Genomic DNA, 18,142 nt, shown 5'->3' with positions numbered 1-18,142 from the left:
CCTGCCTTGCCCGCTTCCTGCCTCAAGACACGTTCCGTAGGTTCTCGGCCTTGCCATCCGCATCGAGGGCGTCGGCGGCGATCCAGCCCGACATCATGACCATCGGCATGCCTGGACCCGGATGGGCCGCTCCGCCGGCCAGATAAAGGCCGCGCACCTGCCGGCTGCGGTTGCCCGGCTTGAACGCGCCCATGAACTTGCCGTGGCTCGCCAGACCGTAGATGGCGCCGTTGAGCACCTTGTAGCGGTCGTGGATGTCCTGCGGCGTCAGGTGGCGTTCGACCACGATGCGCTCCTCGATATCGCTCATGCCGGCCGTGCGTTTCAGCTTGTCGATGATCACTTGCCGATAGGCGGGGAACATCTGCGACCAGTCATGGTGCGGGCGAAGGTAGGGCGTATGGACGAGAACGTAGAGCGCCTCGCCGCCCTCCGGCGCGACGCTCGGGTCCGTCGCGGACGGGGCCGCCAGATAGCAAGTGGGGTCGGGTGCCGGCTCGCCGCGCCGGTAGATGAAGTCGAACTCTTCCTCCGGATCGCGGGAGAACACGAAATCGTGATGGAGGATGTGGTCGTAGCGCTTGTTCAGGCCGAGATAGAGCACCACGCCCGAGCAGGCGGGCTCGAAGTCCTTGCGGGCATAATGCTCGCCGACCTCGCCGCCGACGAGTTCGCGATAGGTGCGGATCGAATCCATATTGGAGATGACGCTGTCGTAAGGAACGACATCGCCGCCCGCGAGGACGATGCCCGTCACCGCGCCATTCTCGATCCTGAGCGAAGCGACATCGCTGTCGGTCTTGAACGTGGCGCCGAGCTCTGTGGCCAGTTTCGCCAGGGCCTCGGCGACCGCGCGCGTGCCGCCCATGGGATACCAGACCCCATCCGCCGCCTGCATGTGGGCGATGGCGCAGAGCACGGCGGGCGAGCCGTAGGGCGACGAGCCCACATACTGCGTGAAGTGGTCTAGCATCTGCGCCAGGCGTTCGTCCTTCACCTTGGACCGGATAGTGCCGGCGACCGACGACCCCATGCGAAGAGACAAAACATCCCGCAATGTTGCGGGATTCATGTTGGCGCGGATGTTGATGGTGTCGAAGAGATCCTCCACCGGCTTCCAGAAGAAGAATCGGTTCGAAATGTCGTGGAGATGCGCGGAAATTTCCTGGAAGCGCTTGTATCCGTCGCCGGTATTCTTGCCCGGCGCGAAGCGATCCATGGCCTCGGCCATAGCGTCGATGTTTTCCTGCAGGTCGATCCGGGTGCCGTCATCGAAGAAGCAGCGCCATTGCGGATCGAGCCGCACGAGATCGAGATAGTTGGAAAGGTTGCGGCCCGCCTCTGCGAAGATGCGCTCCAGGACGCGCGGCACGGTCAGGATCGTCGGACCCATGTCGAATCGGAAGCCGTCCTCGTGCAGCACCGCCGCCTTGCCGCCGATCCAGGCGTTCTTGTCGTAGAGGGTGACCTTGTGTCCGCGGGCCGCCGCGACGCAGGCCGCCGCCAATCCGCCCAATCCTCCGCCGATGACCGCAACCGAAGTCCCTTGAGCGTTCACGCATTCCTCCCGCGCGGCACGAGCCTGTCCGTCATTCGCCCATGTCCAATCGTGATGGTTCTAGGAAGCCCATAGGCCAGTTCAAGACGGATCACGAAGGTTTGGGCGGCGGGCGCAGATCATGCGGAGCGCGTGCCGGCCCGGCGCGCGGATCACCGGGTCGAACCCGGCGGCGGCCAGGCGGGGTCTCAGGTGGTTCACGGCGCGCGTGTTGCCGCCCCAGAGCAGGTTCTTCAGCCGGTTGACGGCGGAGGCCGTCCCGCCTCCTTCCTGGGACAGGACGGCGACGAGAAGCCAGCCTCCAGGCCGCAACGAACGGAAGATCCGCTCGATGGCGTCCTGGATGATCGCGTCGGGCAGGAACATCTGGGGCAGGAAGACGAGGTCGAAGGCTCGCTCGTCGTCCAGATCTTCCGCCCGTTGCCGTCGCATGACGATGCGGCCTTCGAGCCCTGCCTCCCGCACATGCCGCTCGCCGATGCGGGCCGGTTGGGGCGCGGGTTCGAGAGCCACGGCGCTCAGGTGCGGAAAGTTCCTGCAGAGAGCGATCGAAAGGCCCGCGGCGCCCGCGCCCACGTCGAGAAGGGCTGCGCCGGGCTTTTCGAGGCGCGGGACTAGGCCCGGCAGGAATTTCAGCTTCGGCAGGGCCCGGGTGGTCCAGAGCCGGGTCAGGGTGCCCTGGGACTCGATGATGGCCTCATCCGTATGGGTCCAGCCGTCGAGGGTCAGGGTGTGGTCGGCAAGCTTGTGCCGGAAACTGTCAGCCTGCAGGAGGGGAGCCCGAAGGAATGCCCGGAAGGTTTCGGCGCCCTCGGGCGTGGTGAAGGGCAGGAGGGAAGGAGCCGCCTGGACCCGGTCCTGGTCCCAGACCACGAACCTGTGGCTTGCGAGCACGTCGACCAGAGTCCGGACGAGCGCTGGCGACAGCGAGACGGCTTGAGCCAACGTGTCGATCGTCGCCGGCTTGCCGAGATGGGCGAGGAGGCCGGTCTCGGCGCAAGCCGAGAGGGCGCTGGCCGACCAGATGGCCGTGTCGGCTTCTTCGAGCACCTTCAGAACGTCGCCCGTCCGCTGGAACGACGGGGCGGCTGGACCGTGCCAGGAGGGGAGGCCGATGGAGCCGAGGCCTATGCGGTCCCCGCCATGTGACAGAAGAGCATAGGCGCGCCACAGCATGGGAGGCCCCTATCGGATCGGGATCACGACCGTCGTCGCAGGCTCCCTGACGACGATCCGGGCGGCGTCGAAATTCGGAGGGCCGCGGCGGCCCACATCGTTCGAGAAGCCGTAGGGCTCGCTGGGCAGGCCGATGAAGTTGCGGTCGAGCTTGCCGTTGCCGTTGACGTCATGGAAGACCGCGATGGCGTATGTGCCGGGCTTCACGTTCCTGATGCGCAGTTCCACGGTTCCCGCAATGGCCTGGCCGCGATCCTTGTAGGGGCAGGCGGCCTCCTCGAAGCTCGTGTCGCAGACCCCGGCATAGACCATGTTGCCGTCCGGTTGAATGCCCTGCGCGCGGATCGTCAGCGTCGCCGCGTGGGCGGACGAGACGGACATGAGAAGAAAAGAAGCCAATCCAAAGCGTCTCATCCGTCACACCTCTATAGAGCCGCTTCGCCGAGCGGCGCGACGGCGGGCTTCGCTTCGTGGTCGCCCGCCCTTCGGCGCTCGCGATCCTCCAGCAGCAGCCGCGTCGTGATGCGCGCGCCTTCATAGATCACCGGCAACCCGCTGCCGGGATGCGTGCCGCCGCCGACCAAGTAGACGTTGCGGCCGAAGCGGTTGTGCGGGCGGAAATAGAGCATCTGCGTCAGGTTGTGCGCGAGGTTGAAGGTGGCGCCCTCGAACACGGAGAATTCATCTTGCCAGCTGCGTGGCGTCACCACGCGCTCGAAGCGGATGCGGCTCTCGATGTCCTCCAATCCGAGCAGCTTCAGCCGCTCGAGCGCGAGCTTGCGATAGCGGGGTGCCTCGCGCGTCCATTCGATCCCGCAGCGCAGATTCGGCACGGGCACGAGCACGTATAGGCTCGTGTGGCCTTTCGGGGCCAGCGACGCATCGGTCGCGCCGGCGTGCTGCACGTAGATCGATGGTTCTTCGGGCAGGATGCCGTTGGTGATCTCGTGAATGTTGCGCTCGTAGTCGCGCGACAGCAGGATCGTGTGATGGGCGAGATCGCCGACATCGCCCTCGATGCCGAGATAGAGCATGAAGGTGGAGCAGGAAATTTTCGCGTGATCGAGCTTCCTGTCCGTCCAGCGCGGGCGCATGGCTTCCGGTACGAGGTGGCGCATGGCATGGCCGAAATCGCCGTTGATCACCACGGAGCCCGCCGCGAAGCGTTCGCCGTCTGCCTCGATCCCGACGGCCTCGCCGTTCTCGTAGACGATGCGCTCGACCGGTGTGTTCAGGCGAATGTCGACGCCCATTTTGCGCGCGACTTTCGCCATGGCTTCCGAGACTGCGCCGCAGCCACCTATGGGATGGAAGACGCCGTGCTCATATTCGAGGAACGAGAGGATCGTGAACAGGCTCGGACATTGGAATGGCGACATTCCGAGATATTTCGTCTGGAACGAAAAGGCGAGACGCACGCGCGGGTCGGCGAAATAGCGCTTGAGATCGCTGTCCACGCTGGAGAACGGCCTCAGCTTCGGCAAGGCGGCCAGCATCGCCGGCGAGAAGAGATCGGCCGGGCTCGAAAAGGCCTGTTCCAACACGGGCCGGAAGGCCTCGAGCTTATCGCGGTTGTCGTCGAGAAAGCGGCGCACGTTGCGCGCATCGGCAGGCGCCAGACGGGCAATTTCCTGTTCGAGGCGGTCGAGATCGTAAGTGGCGCGAATGGAGCCGCCGCCCTCGAACACGACGTGATATTGCGGGTCGAGGCGTTTGAGTTCGACATGGTCTTCCAGCCGTTCGCCGCAGGCCTCGAAGATGTCCTTCAGGACGCGGGGATAGAGGAAGAAGGTCGGGCCGATATCGAACCTGTAGCCGCCGGGGGCATGGATGGTCCGGGTACGCCCACCGACGGCGGGTTCCCGTTCGAACACCGTGACGGGGATACCCTCGCGCGCCAGCAGCATGGCGGAGGCCAAGCCTCCGGGGCCAGCCCCCACGACGGCGACCTGAGGTGATCGGGCGGATTCGCGCATGAGTCGGCAGCCCTGATTGGCGTGGAACATCGGCTACCTGAACTAGACCGACCGCGACCTATGACCAGAGGCAATGATTCACAATTGCGAGAGGGTGAAAAAGTGCCCTGAAATATCGTAACCATAACGCAGGCTATCTAGGAAGGAAAATGCATTTGTCCAGGCTATTTCTCGGTATAGTTTCACATCTCTGAAGAGTGAGCGAACGTATAAAAATCCGAAGCGCCTTATTCTTGCCTTTTTAAGGCTCAGTTTCACTTCCAACCAAAACGGAAGGGGAGACTGTCCTTGAAGAACATCCTCACCCGGGCATCCGCAATTGTGCCTATTCTTCTCGTAGCAGCCTGCAATACAACCGCCTCGAACGACCCGCTCACCACAGGATCCATCTCACAAGCCAATATCGACGCCGGACCGGCCATTCAGCGCGGCACCGCCTCCTGGTACGGCCCAGGATTCCATGGCCGCAAAACCGCCAGCGGCGAGCGCTTCAACTCCTCCGACATGACGGCCGCCCACCGGTCCCTGCCGTTCGGCACGAGGCTCAAGGTCGTGAATGAAACCAACGGCCGCTCGGTCGTCGTCCGGGTGAACGACCGCGGTCCTTTCGCCCACCGGCGGATCATCGACCTTGCGAAAGGGCCCGCCCAGGCGCTCGGCCTGACCTCCGAGGGCACGGCATACGTGTCGCTTCATCTCCTCGATTAGGCGCTTCTTAATTCCTTCCGGCGATTCTTGCCCCGATTCGGGACCAAGGGTTGCTTACATGGAATCGAGATCGTCGCAGCCGACGAATGTCATACGCTTTCCGGGCGCACGCTCGTCGGCGAATCCCCACCGCGATCAACGGAGCCTGATGGATGCGGTTTATGCCGCGGGCTCGCTGCCGATCGCGGCAGGCGACCGCGCCACCAAGGTCATGGCAACGCGCCTTACGATCTTCGGCTTCGTCGTCATCGACGAAATCCAGGCGGACGGCCGCGTCCGTCGCCTGCGGCCTTCCGAGGCGTTCCACGCGTCGACGGAATGTCCGTGGCGCGTGTCGAAACCATCGGGCCGCTATAGGCTCGCCGAGGAAGAGCCCGAATCGGACCGCGAGCTGTTTGCGGCCCTGCAGGCGTAGCGCATCGTACGGTCCTTCGGGTCCCATGCGCTAAGCGAGGCTCAAGGCCTCGCCTTTTCCATCCCCTGAACTATTTTCCTGCGCCAACCGATGGCGCTTCTCAGGGGATGCCGATGCATCTGGTTCAGATTCTGCTGCCGCTCGCCGACAACAAGGGCCGCCGCCTCGACGGAGCTGTGTACGCGAAGGTTCGCAAGGAACTGTCGGAGCGGTTCGGCGGGATCACGAGCTTCACGCGCGCGCCCGCCGAAGGCGTCTGGAAGGAGGGCGGTCATACGTCTCACGACGACATCGTCGTGTTCGAGGTGATGGCCCGCGAACTCGATCATGTCTGGTGGGAGCGCTACCGGGCGGACCTGGAACGGCGCTTCGAACAGGAAACCATCGTGATGCGGGCCATCAAGGTTGAAATGCTGTAACGAGGGAACCCGACATGCACTGCTTCGCTTGTCGTTGAAAAGTGGAGCATTCCCATGGCCAAGCCCCTCGTCGTCTCGATTCCTCATAATCTCGGTCAGGCCGAAGCGATGCGGCGGCTTCACGGCGGCATGTCGGGCCTGAAATCCCAGTTCGGCGACAAAGTCGCATCCATCGACGAGACATGGAACGGCAATCGCATGGACTTCCGTGTCGGAGCCATGGGCCAGAACGTGAGCGGCCATCTGGAAGTGATGCAGGACGTGGTGCGTGTCGAAGTGCAGTTGCCGTGGATCCTCGCGATGATTGCAGAGAAGGCCAAGACCTTCATCCAGAAGCAAGGCACTCTGCTGCTCGAGAAGAAATGATTCTGGCTATATTCATGAATAGCCGTTCACGAAGATGAACGCAGAGGGAACCAAAAGGCTTCCTCCGCGTTCTATAATCGATTGCGACCACGACCCAACGCTGGTGCGCTTCACTAAAGACATCGCATTTATATCACCCCGGGCCGTGTTCTTCCGCCCGATCGCGACAACACACCTGTATTTGAGGATGGCGCTATGCACGAGCGTTTGACGACGCATTCCCATGCCCTTCGTTCGCCTGTCAAAGCCGGTTCAGAAAAACCACTCCTCGTCTGTTTCTCCCATCTCCGCTGGGATTTCGTGTGGCAGCGACCGCAGCATCTCCTCAGCCGGGCCGTCAAGCATTACGACGTTCTGATCATCGAGGAACCGGTCTTCACGGCGGGTGCAACGCCTCATATGGATGTAAGCGACCGGCCGCAGGGCGTCACCATCGCCGTACCGGTTCTGCCCGAAGGTCTGTCGCATGAAGATATTCTTGCCGAGCAGCACGACCTGATCGAAGAACTGATCGGTCGCGAGGCCGCCGGTCCGCGCGTGTTCTGGTACTACACGCCGATGGCGATGGCCTTCACCAGCGATCTCGAATGCGACCTCTGCGTCTACGACAACATGGACGAGCTTTCGCTTTTCCGGGGCGCATCGCAGGAACTGCTCGATCTGGAGAACGCTCTCTTCGCCCGATGCGACCTGGTCTTCACGGGCGGGATGAGCCTCTACGAGGCCAAGCGCCATCGCCACCGCAGCGTTCACGGATTTCCGTCCTCCATCGACTTCAACCATTTTTCCCAGGCGCGCTCCATCGACAAGGATCCCGACGATCAGGTGAAGATCCCGCATGTCCGCCTTGGCTTCTTCGGTGTCGTCGACGAGCGCATGGACATCGACCTCCTGGCGGAGGTCGCCGACCTGCGGCCCGACTGGCAGTTCGTGATGATCGGTCCGGTCGTGAAGATCGATCCATCCACGTTGCCGCAGCGGCCCAACGTCCATTGGCTCGGTGGCAAGTCCTACAATGAACTGCCGCAGTACCTGTCGGGCTGGGATGTGGGCTTCATGAACTTCGCCTTGAACGAGGCGACGAAGTTCATCAGCCCGACGAAGACTCCGGAGTTCCTGGCGGCCGGCGTGCCGGTCGTCTCAACGCCGATCACAGACGTGGTGCGGCCTTACGGCGACAAGGGTCTCGTCGAAATCGCCAAGGACGCCGCCGAGGTGGTCGCCAAGGTCGAGACGATCCTTTCTCGACCGAAGGATGCATGGCTCGCGAAGGTCGATCGTCACCTGGCGGCCGGATCTTGGGACAAGACCTGGACTTCCATGCACAAGCTGATGCTGGATGTCACCGGCGACACCGCGAGCGACCGTCCCGCCTCGTCCCTTCCCGTCTATGCCACCACGCCTGCGGAGTGATCTGGAATGTATGATTGGTTGATTGTCGGCGCTGGCTTTGCGGGCAGCGTTCTGGCGGAGCGCCTGGCCACGGAGCGCAACGAGCGCGTCCTTCTGATCGATCGTCGCAATCACATCGGTGGCAATGCCTATGACCGATACGACGATGACGGCCTGCTTATCCACCAATACGGGCCGCATATCTTCCACACCAATTCCAAGCAGATCTTCGACCATCTGTCCCGCTTCACGGAATGGCGCTTCTACGAGCATCGGGTTCTGGCCGAAGTGGACGACATGCTCGTGCCGATTCCGATCAATCTCGATACGGTCAACAAGCTCTACGGACTGAACCTCACGTCCGAGCAGCTGCAGGACTGGTTCGCGGAGCGGGCGGAGAAGAACGGCGAGATCAGGACTTCCGAAGACGTGGTGGTCTCCGTTGTCGGACGTGAACTCTACGAGAAGTTCTTCCGCGGCTATACGCGCAAGCAATGGGGTCTCGACCCGTCGGAGCTCGACAAGTCGGTGACTTCACGGGTGCCGACGCGCACGAACCGGGACGACCGTTACTTCACGGACGAATTCCAGTTCATGCCCAAGCATGGCTACACCCGGATGTTCGAGAAGATGGTGAGGCATCCCAACATCCATGTGATGACACAGACAGACTACGACGACGTCAAGCACGTCGTCCCCCATCGCCGCGTCATCTATACGGGTCCGATCGACGAGTACTTCAATTTCCAGTTCGGCAAGCTGCCCTATCGCTCGCTGCGCTTCGAGCATGTCACCCTCGACAAGACATGGCACCAGCCCGTGGGCGTCGTGAACTACCCGCAGACGCACGATTACACCCGCGTCACGGAGTACAAGCATCTCACCGGTCAGGACCATGCCAAGACGGCGCTCACATACGAGTACCCGTCCGCTGAAGGAGACCCCTACTACCCGATCCCGAAGGCGGAGAACCAGGAGCTCTTCAAGAAATACGAGCGTCTGGCCCTGGCGACGCCCGACGTGTGGTTCGTCGGCCGGCTGGCGACCTACCGCTATTACAACATGGACCAGATCGTCGGTCAGGCTCTCGCCACCTTCCGGCGCATCAACGAGTCCCTGCCGGTCGGCGCCGATACCAGTTCAGTGAAAGTCGTGCCGAATTCAGCCGCTATGGTCTCCTAGTCGAAATGCATCGAACAATCCGCGCTAAGCATAGTTGTTGAGTGCCTTTTAGTCATAGCTCGGAGTGTATGATGAATCGACCGCTTGAACTCTGGGGCGGCCTGGAATGCACTGTCGCGAGAATCGGGGACGATTACCGCGATCAAAACCTGGAGACGGGTCATCACGACCGAATCGCGGATCTCGACCGCATTGCCGAACTCGGGATCCGCACGTTGCGCTACCCGGTGCTCTGGGAGAGGATCTCTCCCGAAAGCCCGGACCGCACGGACTTTTCATGGCACGACGAACGTCTGACGCATCTCCGGAAGCTCGATATCCGTGCCATTGCGGGCCTGTGCCATCATGGCAGCGGCCCGCACTACACCTACATGCTCGATCCCGCCTGGCCGGAGCTGCTGGCGCGCCATGCCGCCAACGTGGCCCGGCGCTATCCGCATCTCGAGCTCTATACACCCGTCAACGAGCCGCTCACGACCGCGCGGTTCTCGGGTCTGTACGGACATTGGTATCCGCACGGCACGAACTACGAGGCTTTCCTCAAGATCCTCGTCAACGAGTGCAAGGCCACCGTCCTGTCCATGCGCGAGATCCGCAAGATCCGGCCGGATGCGCAGCTCGTGCAGACGGACGACATGGGCAAGACCTTTTCGACACCGGCCCTTGCCTATCAGGCCGAGCACGAGAACCAGCGCCGGTTCCTGGGCTTCGACCTTCTCTGCGGCATGGTCGACCGGAATCATCCCTGGTGGCGGATCTTTCTGGACAATGGCGTCGCGCAGGCCGATCTTGAGCTTTTTCTCGAAGCGGATGCCGCGCCCGACATCATCGGCATCAATCATTACCTGACGAGCGAGCGTTATCTCGACGAGCGCATGGCCCGTTATCCCGAGCATCATTGGGGCGGAAACGGCCGGCATCGATATGCGGATGCCGAAGCCGTCCGCATGCCTTTGCCATCGTCCGATCTAGGACCGGCCGCCCGCCTGCGCGAGGTGTGGGAACGCTACAGGCGCCCCATCGCGGTCACGGAGGTGCATCACGGCAGCTCCCGTGACGATCAGCTGCGCTGGCTCATGGAAGTCTGGAACGACGTCAACACCCTGCGCGACGAGGGCGCCGATATCCGGGCCGTGACAATCTGGTCTCTTTACGGCGCCGTCGACTGGAACAGCCTGCTGACGCGCCGCGACGCCTTCTACGAGCCGGGCCCTTTCGATGTGCGCGCTCCCCGTCCGCGCCGCACGGCGCTTGCCCATGCGGCACAAGCACTTGCCACGACCGGCACCTTCGATCATCCGGTGCTCGACCGAGCCGGCTGGTGGAAGCGCGACATCCGGTTCTACAAGCCGCCCGCGCGGCAATCGAAATCCTGCTGGCTCGCTGATGTCCCGCGGCAGCTCCTGATCACGGGGGCCACGGGAACGCTCGGCCGCGCCTATTCCCGCCTGTGCGATTTCCGCGGTCTCAACCATGTGCTGCTCTCGCGCCAGGACATGGACATCGCCGATCCGAAGAGCGTCGCCGAGGCCCTCGCGTGCCATCGCCCCTGGGCCGTGATCAACACGGCCGGGTATGTGCGCGTGGTGGAAGCCGAAAACGACAGGCAGGCCTGCTTCCGAGAGAACGCCACCGGGGCGGAGGTGCTGGCGCGGGCCTGCGCGGATCTCGACATCCCCCTCGTGACCTTCTCGTCCGATCTCGTGTTCGACGGAACGCTGGGACGGCCCTACGTGGAGAGCGATGAGGTCAATCCCACGACCGTCTACGGCGAGAGCAAAGCCGAGGCGGAGCGCAGAGTTCTGGCAGCGCACGACAAGGCTCTCGTCCTGCGCACGAGCGCCTTCTTCAGCCCGTGGGACCGCTACAACTTCGTCTGGTCGATCCTGAATGCCCTCAGCAAGGGCGAGGGCGTGAAGGCAAGCCTCGACGTGGTGTCGCCCACCTATGTACCGGACCTCGTGAACACCTCGCTCGATCTCCTGATCGACGGCGGCACGGGCATTTGGCATATGGCCAATATCGGCGAAACCTCCTGGCGCCATCTCGCCGTCATGGCGGCGGAACGCGCTGGCTTCGATCCGGGCCTCGTGATGGATACGGGCGATCTTCCGGCCCTCAACACGGCCCTCTTCACGGAACGCGGCATCCTCATGCCGCGCCTCGACGGCGCTCTCGACCGGTTCTTCATCGACAGCGAAGTGGAATGGTCCGACGACGCGATGAAGATCGCCGCAGAGTAAAATCCAGACAACGGCAACAAAAAAGGCGGCCAGAATGCTCTGGCCGCCTTTTCGATGTGTGATGTGATGCGCTAAGCCGCAGCCTCCGCCGCCCGGACTGCTTCCTCGAGGCGTGCGGCGCGGGATTCCACGGCCAGCTCGACCAGGGCATCGGTCAGCACCGTGGCGGTCGGGTCGGCGAGGGGCTCGTCCCGGAACAGGCGCAGGGTCGAGGCCACCAGGCGGCCGCGGCCGTAGGAGCGTTCGACGCCGAGCGCGACCGGCTTGTGGATCCAGCCGACCACGAGGCCGGAGAACACGCGGGCCTGGAAATCGAGCAGGTTGCAATTGGCGATCACGTAATCCGGCAGCACCCGGTCCATCGTCTCGTCGAGCAGCGGGCCCGACGGGAAGCGGGCGAAATGGCCCGAGCGCCGCAGCCAGCCGAAGGACGACGCCCAATCGCCCGACCAGAGAGTGCCGGCGCGAGCCTGCACCCGCACGGCCTGCCAGTGCGGGAAGAACGGGTAGAGAGTCATGTCCTCTTCCGGCAGGAGCAGAAGCTTGGCGCCTGCGCGCACGTGATCCGCAATGGCCTTGTTGTGCGTGCGCGATACGATCAGGGTCGATTCCTCGAAAGCGCGGGCCATGGTGTAGCCCAGAGCCCGGAAGCGCTCGCGAATGTCCTCGTCCGGCGACCACACCAGCTCGCGGGCATGAACCGGCCGCGTGCGCTTGGGATGGATCGCGATGTCGTGGTGGTTATGCGCGACGACGCGTCCGTCCGCCGTGCGCAGGTCCAGGCCGATGCGCCGCAGCGAAGGCTCGTCCATCTCCGGCAGGCGGATCTCGATGCGGCCGAGATCGAGCAGGTCCGGGGCCTCGAGGCGCGGCAGGTCGATCACCTGGCTCTCGCCGCAGAGTGTGATCTCCAGCTTGCAGTTCTCCAGAACCGGCCCGGCCCCGTGGGCGATGGCGAGGCCCAGGGAGGCCGTCTCTCCCGCCCAATAGGATGCGCGCTCCCATTTCGGCACGATCACCGTGTCCGAATTGACGATGTGGAACAGCTCGTGGAACACGCGCGGGTTCCGGCGCATGTCGAGCAGGCCGTTGGATTCCCAATGGCAATCGTGCAGTTCGGTGATGACGTAGCCGGCGAGGTTCGGTTTCCGGCGCATGGATTCGATTTCGTATTTCAAGGCGCGGAACTGCTGCCACTGGGCCGCGATGACGAAGCGGCGCAGGTCGCCGAAGACACGGTCGAGGCTCCAGTCCGAGAAGCGGTTCTCGACGCCGTGGGCATACATCACGCCCTCGCCCCAATCGTGCCCTGTCTCGAACCACCAGGGCTCCTCGCCCTTGGCGTCGCGCAGGTCCTTCGGATAGGGCAGGCCCCAATTGCCGAACTCCGAGCACATCAGCGGCTCGCGCCCGGTGATGACCGCATCGCCGTGAGGCGAGTAGAGCCAGGAGGCCCGGCCCGAGAGCTCGTCGACGAACTGGTCCCACGCCGCGCGGTGATCGGGATAAGCGGCATAGAAGTGATAATCCGCGATGTCGGATTCCACGTGGAAGCTCGGCGCGAGCGGCGAGTTGTCGACCACGAGGCGCGTCGGATCGTAGGCCTTCAGCCAGGCGAAGGTGCGTTTGAGCCAGTCGCGGTGATCCGCGTCGTTGACGAGGTCGACGCCCCAGTTCTCGTTGATGATCGTCCAGATCACGATGGAGGGATGGTTCCCGTCGCGGTCGACGATGCCCTTCAGCAGCTTTTCCTTGCGCCCGCGGGAGCGGTCCGTGGCCATGCCGCCGTTCGGCAGCTCGGTCCAGATGAGCATGCCCATCCGGTCCGCCACCTCGTAGTAGCGCGGATCGGCCGCCTTGATGTGGCAGCGCAGGCAGTTGAGGCCGAGCTCCTTGGCCTTGCGGAACTGATCTTCCAGGAACTCCACGGACGGCACGGTGCAGATCGTGTCCGGATAGTAGTCCTGGTCGAGAGCGGAGCGCAGGTAGAGCGGCTCGCCGTTGAGATAGAATTTGCCGTTGCGCGTTTCGATGGAGCGGAATCCGAAATTGTCCGCGATCTCGTCCTTCACCTCGCCGTTGCGGATGAACTCGAGGCGGACACGGTAGAGGTTGGGATGGTCCGGAGACCAGGCGCGCACGTCGCCGATGGTGAACTCGAAGGGCATGGACGTGACGCCCACCTGCGTCTCGTGCATCTCGTCGAGCACGACATCGCCGGAGGGGTCGGTGACCTCGATGCGGATCCGGGTTGCGTCGGTCAGCGGACGCGCGAAGAACACGCCGGAGCTCACCCGTCCCGTGGTCAGGTTGGGCACGAGGCGGACGCGATTCATGTGGTCGGGAATGCGACGCTCGAAATACACCGGCTGCCAGATGCCCGACAGAGGGCCGTACCAGCTCTGCTTGCCGAACGGGATTTCGGCGAAGGGCGAATCCGGGAACTCGGCCGGGTTGTCGGTCGGGCTGTCGACGCGGACCTTGATCTCGTTGGGTCCGGGCTTGAGATACGGCGTCACGTCGAACGAGAAGGGCAGGAACCCGCCCTCGTTGTGGCCCACCACCTCACCGTTGATGAACACCTTGGTGTTGTGAAACACGGCGCCGAAGCGGATCCAGACGCTGTCGTGCAGCCAAGCCTCTTCGATCTCGATCGTCTTGCGATAGATGCCGATGCCGGCACGCATGCGCAGGTCCGCGAACTGAGCCTGCCATGGACTGGGCACGGTGATCTGGCGAACCTCCGCAGGGCCCGACAGACGGTCGTCGGCCACGTGCAAAAATTCCCAAGTCCCATCCAGACTGATGCGATTGTCCTGCATGACATCTCCTTGAATCAGAGATTACCCAAGGGTTTCGAAAGCGGCGAAAACATGACTGAAGGCAGGGCACGCGGGAAGGTATCCCGCCTGCGACATCGCGCGTCACCGAGCCTTGCTCGCTCCATCGCCCCTCGTCTCTGACCGTGGTTCGTGGTCCGTCTCGAACAACGGAGAAAAGCTTCATTGGATCCCAGGACATGACCGGCCCGGCCGCTTCGATCCGCCAGTCGGGACAGGAACCGGCTCTGCCATCTCGCGTTGCCCTGATAATGCCGAGCCTCGCTGCTCGCCCAACACCCTGTTTCTCAAAGAGGCTACAGATGGCTCAACAGATTCCCGACGATCGCGCCCGGCAGGGAGGATCAGGCCGCCCAGTTCTGGGTGTCCTGATCGGTTCGCTCCTGCTCCTCGCCGTGGCTGTTTCCGGTTATCTCATCTGGGCGGGCTCCACGTCCCCCGACGATCCGGGAACCGATGCGGCCCGCGCCAATGTGACAGGCTCGACGACCGGCTCGTCCAACGCCAACCCCACCGATCGGACGTCGCCCGCCAATCCGGCCTATCCGGCCCCGGGCGCGCAGCCTTCGGCCAACGAAGCGCCGAAGCCATAATCAAGTTCCCTTACGGAAGCCGGGAGAGGTGCTCGTCCTCTCCCGGCTTTTTTGTTGCGCTTCGTCGGCGGGGCGGCGACTTTTCGCCGTAATGATTCGCAAAGAACCGGCCCGCTGACGCATCCTGCTGCGAAGATGTGCCGGTCTTATCGCCTGCGTGGACCTCCGGTTCGCGCGGGACGATGCACTCATGAGAATGCGACGGGGTTGGACTGAATGACGAGTATTGGCATGAAGGGGCTCTTCCGGGCCGCTGTGATCGTGTTGAGCATGGCGGCGGGCGGCGCGTCCTCCGCGCAGCAGGCTCAGACCTCTCCCAATACCCAACCCCAGGCACAGGCCGCGCCCCAGCCCAAGGCGGCCCCGGCCCCCGCGCCGGTCTCGCCCGAGACGAAAGCCGCCCGCGCCAAGCTCGACGGCTTCAAGGCCGATCTCGAGCAGAAGGAGGCGGCGGTCCAGGGCCGGGTCATGCCCGACGCGGATCTGCAGAACATCCGCCAGCAGCTCGAACCGATCATCGCCGAGATCCGCGCCGTCATCGAGGAGCAGGCTCCGAAGCTCGAGGCCAGCAAGCAGCGGCTGAGCCAGCTCGGGCCGAAGCCGGAGAAGGGGCAGCCGGAGGAGAGCGCAGACGTCGCCCGGGACCGCGCGGAGCGGGAGGCCGCCGTTGCGGAACTCGACGAAACCCAGCGGCTCGGCCGCGCCCTGCTCGTCCAGGCCGAGCAGCTGAGCACCCAGATCGGCGACCTGCGCCGGGCGGGCTTCACCCGCGCCCTGTTCGAGCAGAGCGACGGACTCATCAGCCCCAGCCTCTGGATGAATGTGGTCCAGGCCGTTCCACGGGAGCTGCGGTCGCTCGGAATCGTCATGGGAGATGCCCTGGAGCAGCTCCAGCGCACCACCTCGCTCGGCGTCCTGCTCCTCATGGGATTGGCCATCGGCGCGGCCATTGCCCTTTATGTGGGGCGGCACTCCATCGCGCCGCGCCTGGTCAGGCGCGATCCCGCCATCACCGACCCGGCGCGCCGCAGCCGCCTCCTGGCCGCGCTCGGCGTTCTGATCCTGGGCGCGGTCCCGGCCATCGCGGGCAGCTGGATCGTCTGGGTGGCCTTCGATTCCGTCGATATCGTCCCGTCGCGAATCGAGCAGGTCGGCAAGGCCATCCTGAGCGGCCTCGCCTTCATCGCCTTCGTGCGCGCCCTGATCGATGCGATCCTGGCGCCGGATCATACCTCCTGGCGCCTGATCCCGGTCCGGGACGCCTCCGCGGCGCGGATCATGAGCTTCTCCGTCACTCTGGCCACCATCATGGTCGTCGGCAAGGTGATCGAATCGTTCAACGCGGCCATCGCGGCCGCCCTGCCCATCACCGTCATGACCCGGGCGATCTTCGCCCTGGCATGGGCCGTTGTCTTCGCCGAACTCCTGCGGCGTTTCGCGGCCCGCGAGAGCCAGGACGAGGCCTGTCTCGGGCCTTACGTGTCGCAGGACGTGGATATCGGCGGCCCCCTGCGCAGCCTCGGCTGGTTCCTGACGGCGCTCATCGTCGGCAGCGTGCTCGGCGGCTATGTGGCGCTGGCCTCCTTCCTGGTCGATCAGGCGGTCTGGATTACCATCGTGGTCGCGCTGATCGGGCTCTGCATCGCGCTCGCGGATGAATTCATCGGTGGCTCCTTGCGCGGGCAGACGCGGCTTGCCACCACGCTCCAGGCCAATACGGGCCTGCGCCGCCGCTCCCTGGAGCAGATCGGCGTTCTCGGCAGCGGCTTCGCGCGGCTCGCCCTCATCGTCATCGGCTTCCTGCTGGTGCTGGCTCCCTGGGGCATCGAATCCACCGACGTGACCGGCTCCCTCAGGGCCATGTTCTTCGGGTTCAGCGTCGGCGACGTCACGATCTCCCTGTCGTCGATCCTGATCGCGGCCGCCTTGTTCGCCGGCGGCTTCGCAGTCACGCGCATGGTCCAGCGCTGGCTCAACAACACCTTCCTGCCGGCGACGGACCTGGATGCGGGCCTGCGCAACTCGATCAGCACGGCGGCGGGTTATGTCGGCATCATCATCGCGGGCGTGCTCGCCTTCACCTATCTGGGCCTCAGCCTGGAGCGGGTGACCATCGTGGCCGGCGCCCTGTCGGTCGGTATCGGTTTCGGCCTGCAATCCATCGTCAACAATTTCATCTCCGGCCTGATCCTGCTCTGGGAGCGCCCGATCCGCGTCGGCGACCTCGTGGTCGTGGGCGACGGGGAGGGCTACGTGCGCCGGATCAACGTGCGCTCGACGGAGATCCAGGCCTTCGACCGCTCGACCATCATCGTGCCGAACTCGAACCTGATTTCCGGCATCGTGCGCAATCGCGTGCGCAACGACCGCGTGGGGCGCGTGCTCGTCTCGGTTCCGGTCCCTCGGGCGTCCGATCCGGACCAGGTCGCGGACATCATGCGCAAGGCCGCGCTCGCCCACCGCGAGGTGATGAGCGAACCGGCGCCCCGGGTGCTGTTCAAGAAGGTGACGGAGAACACCATCGACTTCGACCTCGTCTGCTTCGTGGACGATATCGATGCGGCAGGCCGCGTCTCGAGCGACATCTATTTCGATATCTTCCGCGGCCTCCGGAAGGCCGGCATCGGCGTTCCCGCCCCGGCTCCGGCGCCCAAGCCGGACGAGGAGCCGCAGGACAAAGCCCCGAAAGCGGACGAGAAAGAGGACGAAACCTTAACCCTTCTCAAGGATAAGACGCCCGCATGAAGCGTCTCATCCCGTTGATCCTCCCCGCCCTCGCTCTTGCCGGCTGCCAGAGCGAGAAGCCCGCCCAGCGAAGCCAGACCCCGAGCTTCTACGTCTCCATGGCGAGCGCCGATGCCCGGGTGGATGCCGCCATGGCGCGCGACATGATCGGCGCCTATCGCGGCAACAACGGCCTGCGGCCCCTGACCCTCGATCCCGACCTGCAGGCGGCCGCCCAGGCGGCGGCGGATGCCATGGCCCGGGCCGACAAGCCGGGCTCGGCGGAGGCCTTCAAGGCCCGCCTGGTCTCGGGAGGGTTCACGGCGCCCGCCGCCAACATCTCGGCCGGCTACCACACCCTGGCCGAGGCCTTCTCCGGCTGGCGCGAGAGCCCGCAGCACAACCGCGTCCTCCTCGATACCCGGGCGACCCGGATCGGGATCGCGACGGCCTATACGCCGAATTCCAAGTACAAGGTCTATTGGGTGATGGCAGTCGCCGCCGACAAGCGCTGACCACATGCCGCGCCCCGGAGCGGGGCCATTCCGGA

Annotated in this window: 15 protein-coding genes; 10 read left to right on the top strand and 5 right to left on the bottom strand. The window is 64.2% G+C overall.

The window, feature by feature from the left end; translation table 11 throughout:
* Window positions 1–22 precede the first annotated feature (22 nt).
* From H0S73_RS02070 to crtI, 4 genes are all read right to left on the bottom strand, one after another.
* Entirely contained in the window at window positions 23–1,558 is a 1,536-nt protein-coding gene (locus tag H0S73_RS02070) for a phytoene desaturase family protein (protein ID WP_181050600.1), read from the bottom strand.
* A gap of 81 nt (window positions 1,559–1,639) precedes the next feature.
* The gene (locus H0S73_RS02065) at window positions 1,640–2,734 is read right to left on the bottom strand and encodes an SAM-dependent methyltransferase (protein WP_181050599.1); all 1,095 of its coding nucleotides are present in this window, start codon (window positions 2,732–2,734) and stop codon (window positions 1,640–1,642) included.
* A gap of 9 nt (window positions 2,735–2,743) precedes the next feature.
* Complete coding sequence (locus H0S73_RS02060; RefSeq protein ID WP_246388703.1) at window positions 2,744–3,133, bottom strand: DUF2141 domain-containing protein; 390 nt, start codon at window positions 3,131–3,133, stop codon at window positions 2,744–2,746.
* Window positions 3,134–3,159: 26 nt separating this feature from the next.
* The gene (gene crtI / locus H0S73_RS02055) at window positions 3,160–4,740 is read right to left on the bottom strand and encodes a phytoene desaturase family protein (protein ID WP_181050598.1); all 1,581 of its coding nucleotides are present in this window, start codon (window positions 4,738–4,740) and stop codon (window positions 3,160–3,162) included.
* Between the two features lie 357 nt (window positions 4,741–5,097).
* On the opposite strand from crtI, the gene H0S73_RS02050 reads away from it, so the two are divergent.
* The 7 genes from H0S73_RS02050 (at window position 5,098) to H0S73_RS02020 (ending at window position 11,435) form a co-directional block, all read left to right on the top strand.
* Complete coding sequence (locus H0S73_RS02050) at window positions 5,098–5,418, top strand: septal ring lytic transglycosylase RlpA family protein (protein ID WP_343058440.1); 321 nt, start codon at window positions 5,098–5,100, stop codon at window positions 5,416–5,418.
* A 148-nt stretch (window positions 5,419–5,566) separates the two neighbouring features.
* Window positions 5,567–5,833: a hypothetical protein gene (locus H0S73_RS02045; protein WP_181050596.1), complete on the top strand. Its 267-nt coding sequence runs from the start codon at window positions 5,567–5,569 to the stop codon at window positions 5,831–5,833.
* Window positions 5,834–5,946: 113 nt separating this feature from the next.
* Entirely contained in the window at window positions 5,947–6,252 is a 306-nt protein-coding gene (locus H0S73_RS02040) for a hypothetical protein (protein WP_181050595.1), read from the top strand.
* 54 nt (window positions 6,253–6,306) lie between these two features.
* Window positions 6,307–6,618 (top strand): polyhydroxyalkanoic acid system family protein, encoded by a 312-nt coding sequence (locus H0S73_RS02035; RefSeq protein ID WP_181050594.1) that lies wholly within the window; start codon window positions 6,307–6,309, stop codon window positions 6,616–6,618.
* Window positions 6,619–6,918: 300 nt separating this feature from the next.
* Window positions 6,919–8,031 (top strand): glycosyltransferase, encoded by a 1,113-nt coding sequence (locus H0S73_RS02030; RefSeq protein ID WP_343058191.1) that lies wholly within the window; start codon window positions 6,919–6,921, stop codon window positions 8,029–8,031.
* Between the two features lie 6 nt (window positions 8,032–8,037).
* A complete protein-coding gene (gene glf, locus H0S73_RS02025) occupies window positions 8,038–9,192 on the top strand; it encodes a UDP-galactopyranose mutase (protein ID WP_181050592.1) in 1,155 nt (384 codons plus the stop codon).
* A gap of 71 nt (window positions 9,193–9,263) precedes the next feature.
* Window positions 9,264–11,435 carry a family 1 glycosylhydrolase gene (locus H0S73_RS02020; protein WP_181050591.1) on the top strand — a complete coding sequence of 724 codons (2,172 nt, stop codon included), beginning with the start codon at window positions 9,264–9,266 and terminating at the stop codon, window positions 11,433–11,435.
* A 71-nt stretch (window positions 11,436–11,506) separates the two neighbouring features.
* Here the strand turns inward: H0S73_RS02020 and H0S73_RS02015 are convergent, their stop codons facing one another.
* Window positions 11,507–14,257, bottom strand: coding sequence for a glycoside hydrolase family 2 protein (locus H0S73_RS02015; protein ID WP_181050590.1), 2,751 nt, complete (start codon window positions 14,255–14,257; stop codon window positions 11,507–11,509).
* Between the two features lie 320 nt (window positions 14,258–14,577).
* On the opposite strand from H0S73_RS02015, the gene H0S73_RS02010 reads away from it, so the two are divergent.
* The 3 genes from H0S73_RS02010 to H0S73_RS02000 all read left to right on the top strand — a co-directional run bounded on the left by H0S73_RS02010 (window position 14,578) and on the right by H0S73_RS02000 (window position 18,107).
* Window positions 14,578–14,868, top strand: a complete 291-nt coding sequence (locus H0S73_RS02010; RefSeq protein WP_181050589.1) for a hypothetical protein — start codon at window positions 14,578–14,580, stop codon at window positions 14,866–14,868.
* Between the two features lie 231 nt (window positions 14,869–15,099).
* Window positions 15,100–17,613: a DUF3772 domain-containing protein gene (locus H0S73_RS02005; protein WP_181050588.1), complete on the top strand. Its 2,514-nt coding sequence runs from the start codon at window positions 15,100–15,102 to the stop codon at window positions 17,611–17,613.
* The gene (locus tag H0S73_RS02000; protein ID WP_181050587.1) at window positions 17,610–18,107 is read left to right on the top strand and encodes a CAP domain-containing protein; all 498 of its coding nucleotides are present in this window, start codon (window positions 17,610–17,612) and stop codon (window positions 18,105–18,107) included. Before H0S73_RS02005 ends, H0S73_RS02000 begins: the two co-directional genes overlap by 4 nt.
* The last annotated feature ends 35 nt before the right edge of the window (window positions 18,108–18,142 follow it).

It is taken from the genome of Microvirga mediterraneensis, from assembly GCF_013520865.1.
GTDB classification, from domain to species: Bacteria; Pseudomonadota; Alphaproteobacteria; order Rhizobiales; family Beijerinckiaceae; genus Microvirga; species Microvirga mediterraneensis.
The sequence above is the reverse complement of the archived record's forward strand: the minus strand, read 5'-3'. Positions and strand labels throughout refer to the sequence as shown.

Excerpts from the sequence above, each read along its gene's own strand:
- H0S73_RS02065 (WP_181050599.1), bottom strand. The coding sequence starts at position 2,734 with ATGCTGTGGCGCGCCTATGCTCTTCTGTCACATGGCGGGGACCGCATA.
- glf (WP_181050592.1), top strand. The coding sequence starts at position 8,038 with ATGTATGATTGGTTGATTGTCGGCGCTGGCTTTGCGGGCAGCGTTCTG.
- H0S73_RS02020 (WP_181050591.1), top strand. The coding sequence starts at position 9,264 with ATGAATCGACCGCTTGAACTCTGGGGCGGCCTGGAATGCACTGTCGCG.
- H0S73_RS02010 (WP_181050589.1), top strand. The coding sequence starts at position 14,578 with ATGGCTCAACAGATTCCCGACGATCGCGCCCGGCAGGGAGGATCAGGC.
- H0S73_RS02040 (WP_181050595.1), top strand. The coding sequence starts at position 5,947 with ATGCATCTGGTTCAGATTCTGCTGCCGCTCGCCGACAACAAGGGCCGC.
- H0S73_RS02045 (WP_181050596.1), top strand. The coding sequence starts at position 5,567 with ATGGATGCGGTTTATGCCGCGGGCTCGCTGCCGATCGCGGCAGGCGAC.
- H0S73_RS02035 (WP_181050594.1), top strand. The coding sequence starts at position 6,307 with ATGGCCAAGCCCCTCGTCGTCTCGATTCCTCATAATCTCGGTCAGGCC.
- H0S73_RS02015 (WP_181050590.1), bottom strand. The coding sequence starts at position 14,257 with ATGCAGGACAATCGCATCAGTCTGGATGGGACTTGGGAATTTTTGCAC.
- crtI (WP_181050598.1), bottom strand. The coding sequence starts at position 4,740 with ATGTTCCACGCCAATCAGGGCTGCCGACTCATGCGCGAATCCGCCCGA.
- H0S73_RS02000 (WP_181050587.1), top strand. The coding sequence starts at position 17,610 with ATGAAGCGTCTCATCCCGTTGATCCTCCCCGCCCTCGCTCTTGCCGGC.
- H0S73_RS02005 (WP_181050588.1), top strand. The coding sequence starts at position 15,100 with ATGAAGGGGCTCTTCCGGGCCGCTGTGATCGTGTTGAGCATGGCGGCG.